The 13,615-nt window shown below is 46.3% G+C and carries 12 protein-coding genes; 5 read left to right on the forward strand and 7 right to left on the reverse strand.

Annotated elements, in window-relative coordinates; translation table 11 throughout:
• Positions 1–31: 31 nt before the first annotated feature.
• From I1H34_RS19435 to I1H34_RS19455, 5 genes are all read right to left on the reverse strand, one after another.
• Positions 32–274 carry a NifU family protein gene (locus I1H34_RS19435; RefSeq protein ID WP_212662618.1) on the reverse strand — a complete coding sequence of 81 codons (243 nt, stop codon included), beginning with the start codon at positions 272–274 and terminating at the stop codon, positions 32–34.
• Between the two features lie 195 nt (positions 275–469).
• The gene (locus I1H34_RS19440) at positions 470–769 is read right to left on the reverse strand and encodes a DUF3155 domain-containing protein (RefSeq protein ID WP_212662619.1); all 300 of its coding nucleotides are present in this window, start codon (positions 767–769) and stop codon (positions 470–472) included.
• A 204-nt stretch (positions 770–973) separates the two neighbouring features.
• Positions 974–1,360, reverse strand: coding sequence for a glycine cleavage system protein GcvH (gene gcvH / locus I1H34_RS19445; RefSeq protein WP_212662620.1), 387 nt, complete (start codon positions 1,358–1,360; stop codon positions 974–976).
• Between the two features lie 68 nt (positions 1,361–1,428).
• Entirely contained in the window at positions 1,429–2,535 is a 1,107-nt protein-coding gene (gene gcvT / locus I1H34_RS19450; protein WP_212662621.1) for a glycine cleavage system aminomethyltransferase GcvT, read from the reverse strand.
• A gap of 155 nt (positions 2,536–2,690) precedes the next feature.
• The gene (locus I1H34_RS19455; RefSeq protein ID WP_212662622.1) at positions 2,691–3,554 is read right to left on the reverse strand and encodes a DUF4344 domain-containing metallopeptidase; all 864 of its coding nucleotides are present in this window, start codon (positions 3,552–3,554) and stop codon (positions 2,691–2,693) included.
• A 296-nt stretch (positions 3,555–3,850) separates the two neighbouring features.
• On the opposite strand from I1H34_RS19455, the gene I1H34_RS19460 reads away from it, so the two are divergent.
• Both I1H34_RS19460 and I1H34_RS19465 read left to right on the forward strand, forming a co-directional pair.
• A complete protein-coding gene (locus I1H34_RS19460) occupies positions 3,851–5,305 on the forward strand; it encodes a hypothetical protein (RefSeq protein WP_212662623.1) in 1,455 nt (484 codons plus the stop codon).
• Positions 5,306–5,334: 29 nt separating this feature from the next.
• Positions 5,335–5,583: a DUF7878 domain-containing protein gene (locus I1H34_RS19465; protein ID WP_212662624.1), complete on the forward strand. Its 249-nt coding sequence runs from the start codon at positions 5,335–5,337 to the stop codon at positions 5,581–5,583.
• Between the two features lie 231 nt (positions 5,584–5,814).
• Here I1H34_RS19465 and I1H34_RS19470 read toward each other — a convergent pair whose 3' ends face one another.
• Entirely contained in the window at positions 5,815–6,705 is an 891-nt protein-coding gene (locus I1H34_RS19470) for a serine hydrolase (protein WP_249369404.1), read from the reverse strand.
• A gap of 648 nt (positions 6,706–7,353) precedes the next feature.
• Positions 7,354–8,880, reverse strand: a complete 1,527-nt coding sequence (bchB, locus tag I1H34_RS19475; protein WP_212662626.1) for a ferredoxin:protochlorophyllide reductase (ATP-dependent) subunit B — start codon at positions 8,878–8,880, stop codon at positions 7,354–7,356.
• A 748-nt stretch (positions 8,881–9,628) separates the two neighbouring features.
• Between bchB and thrS the strand changes: the two genes are divergently transcribed.
• The 3 genes from thrS (at position 9,629) to I1H34_RS19490 (ending at position 13,521) form a co-directional block, all read left to right on the forward strand.
• A complete protein-coding gene (thrS, locus tag I1H34_RS19480) occupies positions 9,629–11,449 on the forward strand; it encodes a threonine--tRNA ligase (RefSeq protein ID WP_212662627.1) in 1,821 nt (606 codons plus the stop codon).
• Positions 11,450–11,457: 8 nt separating this feature from the next.
• On the forward strand, positions 11,458–12,660 hold the full coding sequence (locus I1H34_RS19485; protein ID WP_212662628.1) for a winged helix-turn-helix domain-containing protein: 1,203 nt from the start codon (positions 11,458–11,460) through the stop codon (positions 12,658–12,660).
• A gap of 312 nt (positions 12,661–12,972) precedes the next feature.
• A complete protein-coding gene (locus tag I1H34_RS19490) occupies positions 12,973–13,521 on the forward strand; it encodes an opioid growth factor receptor-related protein (protein WP_212662629.1) in 549 nt (182 codons plus the stop codon).
• Positions 13,522–13,615 lie beyond the last annotated feature (94 nt).

The following is a 13,615-nucleotide window of genomic DNA, read 5'->3' on the forward strand; positions in this document are numbered from 1 at the left end:
GGCCCCCGGTTCTATTCAAGTTAGCGGTTTATTAAAAGACCTGCTCAACCTCAGAAATCTCGGGGATGGTGTCTCTGAGTTTGCGCTCGATTCCCATCTTTAAAGTCATGGCAGAACTGGGGCAAGATCCACAGGCTCCTTGCAGACGTAGCTTAACCACAGGACCTTCGACTTCAACCAATTCAACATTGCCACCGTCTGCCATTAGGTAAGGACGGAGCTCATCTAATACTGTTTCTACGTTTTCGGGATTAAGTTCTAACGTTTGTGACATGGCTAAACCTTGGTGTGCTGATCTATATTGTAGCGATTGCTGTGGAGACCTTGAAACCGATCAAAACCTTTCGCTTAAACGATATCTGTATCCACAGCCTGCAGGGAAACTTTTCATCAGTGAGTATCCCAAACAGGCAAAAAATAAAGGGTGAAGGTTAACCTTCACCCTTTGAAAATTAGGAGCTTGAACTATCTACCTTGCAAGAGACAATTCTTCCGTTTCTACCCTTAGACTAGGGAATAGAAAATGGTTTTCTTCGACATATTGAGCACCGAACAAACCTTTTTCGGCCCAAAAGTACCGATCAGTCGTATGTTCGTTGCGCTTGACGAGAAGTAGAGCTGGAGGGATAACCCCTGCAGTTTGGATATACTTCCGGGCTGCTGTTACTGGTTTATCCTCTCCGCTTTCAATACTGAACTGAGGAACATTTTCCAAAATTCGTCGTCCTTCCTGGCGACGACGACTTTTGCGTTTCCGTCTTCTTGCCAAACCCAAGACCTCCTTAAGCTATACCGCAGTGTAGTCAAAGTTACAAAAGCTTAATGAGTATAACTGGAGACAAATTAGAATTCAACTTTATTTAAAGTTTTGATAAGCAAAAATAGGCTGAAAAACGATTTTTTGCACCTTTTAAGCTTTTTTAGATGTAAAAAAATGTAAAGTTTTCTCAGGGGTTTATGAGATAATCCGGGATTAGCCTTCAACTTTGGCTTGGTACTCTGATGCGGTCATCGCCTTATCTAAAGCAGCGGCCTCACTCACCTTAATCTTGAGAAGCCAACCATTCGTGTAAGGATCATCTGCCAATTGCTCAGGTGCATCAGCAATAGCCGTATTGCACTCTAATACTGTTCCATTAATCGGAGCATAAATATCTTCTACAGCTTTGACGGATTCGATATTTCCCATCACGTCTCCCTGGGATAACTCGTCTCCGACTTCCGGCAATTCGATAAAAACAATATCCCCTAACTGATCGATCGCAAATGCAGAAATACCAACCGTAGCAACCTCTCCCTCCAGGCGCACATATTCATGGGAGTCCATATATTTCAGATTTTCGGGATATTCAAAGCTCATAATGGGGGGCCTCAGTCAGTAAGGGAGTTGGGTAGGATAATCATCCAAACCATATTTTGCCTTAAATCTTACGCTTTAGGTCGCCGATAAAAGGGCTTTTTAACAACCGTTGCCTGTTGGGACTTCTTGCGGATTAACACCGAGACTTCCGTACCGGATTTGGCGTAGGCAGTCGGAACATAGGCAAGGGCAATCGCTTTGCCCAAGGTGGGGGAAAAACTGCCGCTCGTGACGATACCTACTTCTTGGTCATTGACCAACACAGGATAATCATGACGGGCAATATGGCGACCCTGCATTTCCAAAGCCACTAACTTTCGAGGCGGTCCATCGGCTTTCTGCTTCTGCAAGATGTCTTGACCAATAAATTCACCTTGATCCACGTTAACCAGCCATCCCAACCCAGCTTCATAGGGGGTGGTCGTGTCATTAATATCTTGGCCATACAGGGCCATGGCGGCTTCTAACCGTAAGGTATCGCGGGCACCCAAACCACAGGGGGAAACGCCAGCATCCAAGAGGGTTTGCCATAGTTTCTTCCCGGTTTCTGGATCGACCATGACTTCAAAACCGTCTTCGCCGGTATACCCCGTGCGGGCAAACCAGGCAGGTTGTTCCAGGATGGTCCCAGACTGATGGCGGTAATTACGGATGGCCGTGAGATCGGTGGGAGTGAAGCGTTGCAGAGTTGCGATCGCATCCGGTCCTTGAACCGCAATCAGCACCAGTGAATCGGAAACATCTTCAAATCCAATCGCCTCAGCAGAGACATGCTCTAGTAACCAGGCTTTGTCTTTGGCCGTTGTGGAAGCATTGACAATGAGCTTGCCCGTTTCTGCCCCTGACTCTGTGAACCCTTCAAAATAAAAGATCAGATCGTCAATAATGCCAGCTTGCTCATTGAGGAAAACGGAATACTTGGCCTGCCCCGGTTCAAGCTGGCTGAGGTCCGAGGGCACTAAGGGCTGCAATTTTTGCCGCAAATTATCCCCCTGGAGCAAGAATTTTCCCATATGGGAAATATCAAACATGCCCACTTTTTGGCGAACATTTTGGTGCTCCACTGTAATACCTTCGTATTGAACCGGCATATTCCAGCCCCCAAAGCCCATCATCCGGGCATTGAGCTGTTGATGTTGCTCTAGTAAGGGAGTTGGTTTCAAGGAGTCTGCCATGATAATCCACGCTTGCGTTGAGCTGGTGACTGGCGTAGATGTAATACGTCTCTAGGACGATGGGTTCTCCAAACCAGCCCCCGCCTTTATATCATGAACCCTGCGCCTTGATCAGTGTAGGAAAAACAGCCCCATCCATTCTGAGTGAAACCAACCTATTTTCGGTAGGGAGCCAGTAGAAATTTCCAGCTTCGCTCACGGCGCTGATAGTCTACAGGACATAAGTCAGCCCGCTCTTGGGGGAGATCGCCACTGGTGACGAAATCAGCAAATTTCTCAGGATTACTGCCATAAATAATGCAGGAAATGGTGTAATAACGCTGTGCTCCTAAACCATGGGATGCCCAAAACGGTAGCTCTTGGAGCTGCTCTTCTTCTTCCGCATCTACATCAAACTGATCGATTCCGGCAATGACTGCATCATCATCTTGCAGCTCTAGCAACATCACCGCAGCAAACTCATCCACCACATTCTCTTCTAGCCCGGTAATGGGAAGTTGGTATTGGTCAACAAAAGCATGGCCGAGTTCATGGAAAAACGTGAACAGTGCAGAGTAGATCACCTCATCTGCGTAGGCTTCAGGAGACTGATTGTCTTCACCCAGAATGTCGGTATATTGTTTGAGCAGCTCGTAGCACATGTCGATTTTGACTTGCTCAGGATCATAAAAAGCATTGGCCTCGCCACATTCTTGAAAGCTAACCGTGATATCTCTCGAAAAAGCAAACTTGGTATTGAGTTGGGCAATCAATCCATCTTTTTCCTGGGGTATAGAAAATTCTAGAGAATTTTGTAGAGCTTCGTAGATAGCATTGAAGTTCGCATCATTCGGCTGGACATAAACAATCCGAATGTCACCTTGGTCAGCAATCTTCTGACGGGACACTTGAGCAATTTTGAGCGGTTTGTTTTGAGGAGAAGCATTGATTAAGGGACTCGCACATCCTGCAGTGGCCCACAGCATACTGCCCATCGCAACGCCCCATTGCCAAGATTTAGGCTTCCAGAACTGATTCATAAGTGGCACTTCTTCACATCAATCAACCTCGATGAATTCCTTGCACCCTGCCTATTGCTAGACACATTCATCGATATTGAAATCACTGTAGTTTACGGCCAACCTTCACTATTATTTTTGCCTAAAAACTTACGAATTTTGATATCTCGGAGCAGTACAAAAAGGCTGTTACCAAATTTGCAACCCCTGCCAAACCTAAAGACAGTTGGGCTAGAGTCGAGATGAACAGCTCTAACTGGAACTCATCCATTATTCGGGAGATCCATCTAAGCCATCCTTGTTGTCGAGATAGTCCTATGTCTAAACGATTGCCCGTCATTCAAACCCTCTTCAGTACTCTAGCGATGTCAATGGTGCTGACATCTTCAGCCCTAGCGACAAAGCCGACATTGATTGCCGAGGAAGAATCGTTTAATCCCATTGCCCCTAAATCGGAATCTGCTCCTGCAGATAATGTCATTGAGCCTCAGCCCCGCCGTCGCCCTATTTTTGACAATGGCTATCAGCGAGTGATTGACCAAACGGTACAAATGGTCTCCAATGGCAAGGCTCAACAGCTGGCCAAGCGGTTTGGCTTAAATATCCTCAACGTCACTTGGGAAGATACAGGACGCTACAAAAACTCCTCAGTCGGTCCCAATATCAGCGATATGACGATTCAAGTCCAACATCGCGACCCAAAATCTCGGTCCAATCGCCTGCATCTAATGCCTGTGATTCGACATCCCAACTTTTCTGATAAAACCGCCGATGTCCGTCTGGATCGATTTTTCCTCAAGGTCGGCAATGAGAAAGGGGCTAAATTACGCAAAGTGGCTCTCAAAGATATTTTGAAAGACCCACGACGATATCTGCATCAGCCCAATTCTTGGACAGGTCGCCAAAAATCCTTATTGGCTCCTCGCGATACCCATGCGCTGGTCAGTGCTCAAGCCAGCTTCTTACCCATTCCCCAGGGAGGCAAAGCTGAATTCAATCCGGTTCTGTTCAACTATCAGTCCTATGCAGATAACCCTGCGGTCCTCACCATTCTGGCGACCCGAGAAGGGACCAGCATGACGGTGATTGACAACAAACGCGATGCTTTCTCTGCAGGTCAGACTTGGGGACAACGGTTGTTCTTTAACCAAAATGGTGAACGGGCTAGTTTGACGGGGCAGCGAGCTAGTGATTTTGTCAGCAGTGGTCAGTCTTCTGCCAGCAGCTCTAAGGATGTGGAAGACCGAGGCTTAAATATGGTGCTGCTGATTCAGGTACCTCTCAAACAAAAACGGCCGATGCCGATGTTTACACCTGAAGCAATGGAGGATAGCGCCATGGGTGCAAGTGCTCCCACTGCAAAAGCTCAACGCAGCAATGTTGAGGCTGCAGTGATTGGCCATGGCGAGGTGGAAGGTCCCTTTACTGAAATTGATAATTTGGCGATTGAGCGTGATCCTCGTTTCCCGGTGCGGGTCACAGTCCAGTTCTATAAAGCCACCAGCAATGGCGCGGTGTCTCAGGCAGATATGAAACACATTAACCAACAAATCGCTCGGGTCTATGACGATGCCGACTATGTCGGCAGTTTAGTGGTCGAAGGCGATACGGGGCGACCCACAGAGTATGACGGATCTAAACAGGAACCTCCCACTTGGTGGCAGGAATTCTGGAAGCGTCATCGTTCCAATACTGGACAATCCAAGGAAGATACATGGGAAATGCTCAACCGACTCATCGCCCAAGCATGGTCTGAGAATATCGATTCCTAAATGGGTTAGATCATGAAGCTTTCAATTGCATGATTGAACTATCTGCATACGATTTTTCTATCGATCCACCCCAAACAGCCATTAGGGAATGGTGGCAAGTACTTATCAATATTGAAGCAACGTTTTGCATCACCGTTGGCAAAGTACAGATTATTCAGGAGCCCCACTATTGCGTTGTGGAACTGGTCAATGCGCTTCGGCGTTGGGAGGCCAGTTCCACCTATTTATCAGATTTCGAATATGAGTCCATGAATGAAGAAGAGACTGAACTCTTGTAGTTTCGGTTAGCTTCAGAGGATCGTTGGCTTGTTGGCTCAGCATGGCAACAAACTGAATATCCAGATTTGGTGTCTACCCAAGCGTTCAAAACAGCCATTCAAATTTTCAAAAAAAGTGTTGAGCAATCAGTTGCAAATGATCTTGGTGTAAATCTCATAGACTTTGAGGAGTTCGCTGCTTGATCAACCTTTGCAGTCCAAGATTCACTCGACAACATAGAACTTAGACAGCTAGTTGAGACTTTGAAGAGTATCGCTGAATAAGTTGAAGAAGCGATACTCTTCCAGAGGTTGTTGATGATTCCAGGTCGCGGACACACAGTAATTTTTGCCAGAGTCATCTCTGAGGGCTGTGGTTAGATTCAAGACGCCTGGTTCTGCACCCCCTTTAAAGGCAACTTGTTGCCAATTATCAGAGTTAATAATGCCTGTGTTGATTTGCGTGAGCGGTAGATCAGCAACTTTTTCGATCAATTGGCAGAGTTCTTGGGTGGTGAAAAACCATTCGATGTCTGGAGCGAGGGGTTGGTTATCGACTAGCTCAACGGTTGGGAGAGGGGCTTGATGGATAGTCGGCAGTAAATCTTGGGGAGAGGGGCTTTGGCGATACGTTTCTAGCAAGTCCTGATTCTCAGGACTTTTGAGGGTGAAGACTTCTTGGGTTGTCAGAAAGGGCCGATTTCGGGGCGATGCCTGAGAGAGGGTGTCTCGACCAACGATTTGGATGAGGACATCGGCTGCGGTATTATCGCTGATCGAAATCATCAGACTGGCTAGGGTTTGTAGGGTGAAGGGGGCCTGATCAGGCCAGTCTTGGAGGATACCGCTGGGAATACTTTTCCATTCGGGTTTTAATTCAACGACTTCGTCCCAGGAATGTTGCCCTGTCTCGATCTGTTGCTGAAGTTCGGCTAATACTTGGAGTTTGAATGTGGATGCGATCGCAAGAGGTTTCTCAGCATTCAGCGAGACCAGGGCCTTGTCATCCTTGAGGACCAACACACTCGTTTCTCCGGGCAAAGCGTCAAATGCATCAACTAGCTTATTGGGAGTTGCTCCTGCTTCTGCATAAGGCAGCTCTAGGCAAATTAGAAGAAAGACCGTTCCAAGGGCTGTAAGCAAGCACTGCTTTATTAAATTTTTATGTTCAAAATGCCAATAAAATTCCATAATTAATCAACCCAAGGTATTCCCAAGACAAAAGAATTATTGATCTGCGCCAGAGAAAAATGCGTAATTATACGGAAGACTAAAAATATCCCATTTCAAAGTTCAGTATTTCTGACCTGAACACTCTCGATTATTTTGGGGATCATAGAAATATAAGAAATCGATACCTGGGGGATATGATTACATGCTAATTCCTATTGCTGGATTTGCTGCTTTATCAATGTTATCTATCATTACGAATACTTTAATCTTGATGGATAGCAAAAACGCCCCTATTGAGAACTAGAGCTCTAACCCATTGCCTGCTCTAGGTGCAATCGTGCTAAGAAATCAACAACAGAATTGTAAAAAAGTTTTTAAAACTGCGTAAAAGCAGTTATGCAATCTGATAACTATAATATAGATTGCCAAACCAAACCTCTAAACCCTTATTTTTTGAAATGGGGGTTTTTTATTGCAATCAAACCCTAGCAATGGCAGATGGCTATTCTATTCACCCCAGAAAATTGAATTTCCTCCGATACTATTTTCTTTAAAACAATCCAGGCTACCCAAATTTGGGTAGCCTGGATTGTTTTACCTTAAATCAAGGAATTGAGGTTATGCACCCACCGCTTCTTTCGCGGCATACAGAACCTCAGCAGTGATCTCAGTAATCTCGCGCTCACGAGCAAATTTCTCGGTATTCCGCTTCACTTTGCCGCGCACAAAACCAGGAATTTTGTTGAGTTCTGCCTGACCATCAGAACTCCAACCCAAGTCAGAATCAGCCGAGATGCCCTTCGTGATCACTTCCTTGGTGTCATGGCCACCGAAGATTTCTAACAAGTGGTCTTCCATGCCTAGGGTGAAAGAGTTATAAACCAAATCAGCCACCTGATTTGTCCCTTCGTAGCCCAGGAAAGGTTTATAGCCGATGGGGAAATCTTGAATATGGATAGGAGCGGCAATCACACCACAAGGAATATTAAGCCGCTTACCGACATGGCGCTCCATTTGCGTACCAAAGATAGCAGAGGGTTCGACTCGGGCGATGGCATCGCCGATAGCACCATGATCTTCATTGATCAGCACTTCGTCGCAATATTCGCTCACTTCCTTACGGAACCATTCTTCATCGTATTTGCAGTAGCAGCCTGCCCAAACCACATGAATGCCCATTTCGCGAGCCAGAATTTTCGTCATCGCTGCCGCATGAGTGCTGTCACCATAGACCACGGCCTTCTTGCCCGTTAGGTTTTGGCAATCGATGGAGCGAGAAAACCAGGCTGCTTGAGAAACATGCAGGGTTTGGTTCTCAATAAATTCTTCGTAGTTAACGTCTGCCCCTTGAGCATTGATAATTTCTTGGATCTTACGGATACAGCGGGCTGTTTCTACCACACCCATGGGTGTGATATCGACGAAGGGCATGCCAAACTCTTCCTCTAGATAGCGAGCGGACATATGTCCAATCTCACGATAGGGAACGAGGTTAAACCAGGCCTGAGGTAACCGTCTGAGGTTATGGACGGACGCCCCTTCAGGAATGACTTCATTGACTTCAATCCCTAAGTCAGCCATTAACCGCTTCAGTTCGGTGCAGTCATGCTGATTATGAAAACCTAGGGTTGAGATACCAATGATGTTGACGGAAGGCTTAGCGGTTTTCTCTTCCAGTAAATCGCCATTTTTACGGGCTTTCTGGATATAAAACTGAACAATTTGGTCTAGGGTGCGGTCTGCAGCCTGTAGCTCATTGACCCGATAGTGATTCACATCAGCCAGCAGAACATCCCCTTTAGTACTGAGGGCAGCTCGCTCGACAAAGTTCTCCAGATCTTCTTGCAGGATGCTGGAAGTACAGGTAGGGGTAAGGACAATCAAATCAGGATTTTCCTCTTCATCCTTCCGAGTAATGTTATCGACAACTTTTTCCTGAGAGCCACGGGCTAAAACATGACGATCGACGACACTGGCAGTAACGGGGGTGAAATTCCGCTCTCGCTCTAGCATGGAGCGCATCACGTTGAAATAGTCATCCCCCAAGGGAGCATGCATAATGCCATGAACATTTTTGAACGAACTGGCAACTCTCAACGTACCAATATGAGCTGGACCAGCGTACATCCAGTAGGCTAATTTCATTCTCTAGACTCTCCCTTGAGTTTCAGCACCTGTAAGCATTATTGACTAGTTTGCAGTGGTTGAGTAAGGATAAATTATCCTTAAATCGCAAAAAATAGAATCAAATGAATTCATAGGCAATATATACAAATAATAAAGTCTAAAAATCTTAAAATTAGAATCTTAATTAGATATACATATTTAATCTATAAAAACAAGAACAATAAACAAAAAATCTTTTAACATGCCAGCTTTCAAAAGCTTTATAGATAAGCACAGTTGATCGGCAGTCCGACATCAATGGCAAGAGATGAGGTACCAATGCTGTTTAACACTATTACTAGTGCCTGTTCCCCCCTTCAGATTGGCGTAAACCTAGGCGAGTTATCCATGATCGGCTTGCTAGGAATGTCGCAATCCAGCCATTCATATCAGCATTGCTAATTTGAACAACAGAACATAGAACCCTTTCTAAAGACTGGGGTTGGCCTTAAAAGAAAAAATCGCTGGGGATTGGCTGATACGGTTCGTTCCATATTGCTAAGCAAGAGTTGTCAATAGGAGTGATCATTAAATTTAGTTACTTTTTGCTATTTTGAGGCTTAGCCAGGGACTTCGTAGTTGAAGCACGGGACAAATAAGCCAATTGGCCAAAAGGCAGAATTGCTCGGTGAGGTTTGAGGCCGTATCCAACTTTATAGGTGATTCCTTCAAAGGTTTCGATAAGATGGGACAAGTCCGTAAAATTAGCTGAGACAATAGATCCGCAATGTCCGCTGAACAGCAACCTGAACAACAGCCTGAAAAGATTCATTTGCCCAAGACAAGTGAATCAGAACAACTCAAGAAAATCCGTCACACCACGTCCCATGTGATGGCGATGGCCGTTCAGAAGCTGTTTCCTGGCACCCAAGTCACGATTGGTCCATGGATTGAGTCGGGGTTCTATTACGACTTTGACAGCCCGAATCCTTTTACAGATAAAGACTTGAAGGCCATCAAGAAAGAGATGGTCAAAATCATCAAGAAGAAGCTGCCTGTAGAACGGGAGGAGGTGAGTCGGGAAGAGGCAAAGCAAAGAATCGAAGCACAGCAAGAACCTTATAAGCTGGAAATCCTGGAAGATCTAAAAGATCCAATCACCCTCTATCATTTGGGCGATCAGTGGTGGGATTTATGTGCGGGTCCCCATGTGGAGTCCACTGGCGATTTGAATCCCAAAGCGATTGCCCTAGAAAGTGTCGCGGGTGCCTACTGGCGTGGGGATGAAACTAAGGCCCAATTGCAGCGCATTTATGGCACTGCTTGGGAGAACCCTGAACAACTGGCAGAACATAAACGGCGGAAGGAAGAAGCACTTCGACGTGACCACCGCAAGCTAGGAAAAGAGCTGGGATTATTTATCTTTTCTGATCTGGTGGGACCAGGATTGCCACTATGGACGCCTAAGGGAACCTTGTTGCGATCGCAACTCGAAGACTTCCTCAAACAGGAACAGGTCAAGCGGGGATATCTGGGAGTGACCACGCCCCACATTGCTCGGGTTGATCTATTTAAGACATCAGGTCACTGGCAAAAATACCAGGAAGACATGTTCCCGCTGATGAGCGAGAACGATGAAGATCGAAACTCCGAACAAGGCTTTGTCATGAAGCCCATGAACTGTCCGTTTCATATTCAGATCTATAAGAGTGAGTTGCGCTCTTACCGCGACTTACCCATGCGACTGGCCGAATTCGGCACGGTATATCGGTATGAGCAATCCGGAGAATTAGGTGGATTAACCCGAGTGCGCGGTTTTACCGTCGATGACTCTCACCTCTTTGTGACCCCGGATCAGCTCGATGATGAGTTTCTGAAGGTGGTGGATTTAATTCTGTCTGTCTTTGAAAAGCTACAGCTCAAGAACTTCAAAGCCCGTCTGAGCTTCCGCGATCCAGATTCAGACAAATATATTGGTTCTGATGAAGCCTGGGACAAAGCCCAGAATGCCATTCGTCGAGCGGTAGAAACCCTGGGAATGGAGCATTTTGAAGGCATTGGCGAAGCCGCGTTCTATGGCCCTAAGTTGGATTTCATTTTCCAAGATGTCCTCGATCGAGAATGGCAGTTAGGAACGGTTCAGGTGGACTATAACCTGCCCGAACGCTTTGACCTGGAGTTTATGGGTGAAGATGGCAACCGCCAGCGCCCAATTATGATTCACCGGGCTCCCTTTGGATCCCTCGAACGCCTGATTGGCATTTTGATTGAGGAATATGCAGGCGTCTTTCCGCTATGGTTAGCGCCTGAGCAGGTGCGACTCTTGACCGTCAATGATGATCACATGCCCTTTGCCGAGACAGTTGCAGCAGACTTACAGACCCAAGGAATTCGAATTGCTGTGGATAAAAGTGGCGATCGCCTAGGCAAAAAAATCCGCAATGCGGAGAAAGCCAAGATTCCAGTGATGTCGGTGATTGGGGATAAGGAAGTAGAAGCCAATAGCCTCAATATTCGGACACGGGCATCGGGGGAGTTAGGAGCCATTCCTGTAGATGAGGTGAAACAGAAGTTAGGAGATGCGATCGCAACTTTCTCAGCTTTTTAGAGTGAACAGTGGAATCATTTCGGCTCTCCATTCAACAAGCTAGAAAACTGGTCCTGTTATCACAGCGGTTACCGCCGAGGAACCAATCCGGTCGTGCAATTGAAGCGACGCTATCGGCGATTGAGCACCTTGGCTATATCCAGATTGACACCATCTCTGTTATTCAGCGCGCCCATCACCATACTCTGTGGAATCGCAATCCTCGTTATGAGGCTTCCCAGCTCGATCAACTACTTGCCGACAAACAGATTTTTGAATACTGGTCTCACGCGGCTGCCTACCTGCCTCTTCGTGACTACCAATTCAGTCTGCCTCGTAAACATGCCCTCGCAAGAGGTGACCAGAGCCACTGGTATAAGCGCGATGAGCAGATGTTGAAATGGGTGCTCAAGCGTATTGCCACCGAAGGCCCGTTAATGGCGAAAGATTTTGAACATACTGGGAAAAGGATCGATCCATGGAAAACCAAACCGGCTAAACGCGCCTTGGAATATCTGTTTATGCAGGGGGATCTTATGGTGCCGTACCGGATCAATTTTCACAAGGTTTATGATCTCACCGAGCGGGTATTGCCAGAAGGGACCAATACCATCCTGCCGACTCCAGAAGAATACGCTCGATTTCTGATTACGCGATATTTGCGTGCCAACGGATTAGGGCAATCTGTCGAAATTGCCTATTTGTTGAAAGGCATCAAGCCACTTGTTGATCAGACATTGGAGGACATGGTTTCTACCGGCGAGCTATTGCAGATTCGTGTCACTAGTAGGCTCTACTATGCATTGCCAATCGCACTGGAGCTGCTCAGCAAACCTTTGGCTCGCAGCAAACTAAAAATACTCTCACCATTTGACAATCTTGTTATTCAGCGCAAACGCATCAAGGCGCTATTTGGTTTTGATTATTTAATTGAGTGCTATGTTCCTGAGGCCAAACGCCGATACGGCTACTTCTCTCTCCCCATTTTGTGGGAGGGGAAGCTGGTCGCGCGAATGGACTGCAAGACCGAGAGGACTGAATCACTGCTGCATATTCATCATCTCGCACTGGAACCCACCGTCTTAAAAACTGAGGGGTTGTTCCTTGCTCTACGTAAGGAATTAGGATCATTTCTGCAATTCAATCACTGCAAACAGCTCCGGTTACACAGAACCTCCCCCGCCAAGGTTAAACCAGACTTGCAGAGTCTGATCAATGACTTGACGAGTTGAAACTTGACACAATGAATAGGCCTGAAACGTTATTGCCACAAGACAACGGACAGGTTCTGGTGGGAGAGTGATGATTAACTCGGTCGCAAACCTGTAGGTTCTCTTTTTCGCAGAAACTGACTAGGCCATGTTGATCGAGCATGAGCCGCCTGAACTGACATTCCTTACTTTCAGAAACTTACGACGGTACACAATGATAAATGCGAAACCGCCAACCGCATGATCCGCAGTGAACGGACGCTCTGGCCCAATCATCGTAACCGTTAGGCGGTGCTATCTTGAGATGTATGACGTACAAAGATGTCTTTGAAGATGTACTCCCAAGAAAATCTCACAGCTATGATTGTGCCATTTTATTTGGGTGAAAGACCTGATTCTGAAGGACGGAAAATACAAGAAATATGGGCATGGGATTTTGAAAAGCTAGAGTGTACCCATGATTACGTTCAATGGTTATTCCCCCTCACCGAACAAAGCCACTTTAATCCAAACGCACCAGTAGTTGATCAAGACGTTATCCGAGCATTTCGAGAAGACCCAAGACTACAGCAACACTTGTCTCAGTCATTCTCAGTGATGCTGAATTTCTACGGTTTAGCTATTGCAAGTGATCAGAGAGTACAGATAACCATCAGTAAATCTGCACACTACCCGCAGCGCAAGCAGGAATGGGTCAACATGCTTGACCATAATTACCTTCGTATTACCCGAATACTTAAGTGTTTAATAGCATTCGGATTAGAAGAAGAGGCCCGAGCCTTGTATAAGTGTTTGAGTCAGATTTATCGAGAAAATAGCGACCAGATTGGAGGTGAAACATTCCAGTACTGGACGAATGCAGCGAGCACTTCTGATTGCTAAGTTTATATTGCCAGCGTTCGGATACACTATTCCTCACTGCGACTTGCACAGAATGCTCAGGACTTCATGATGTTTGTAGGGGCGTTAAGTTTCT

Origin of the sequence: Acaryochloris marina S15 (genome assembly GCF_018336915.1) — a bacterium.
GTDB lineage: Bacteria > Cyanobacteriota > Cyanobacteriia > Thermosynechococcales > Thermosynechococcaceae > Acaryochloris > Acaryochloris marina_A.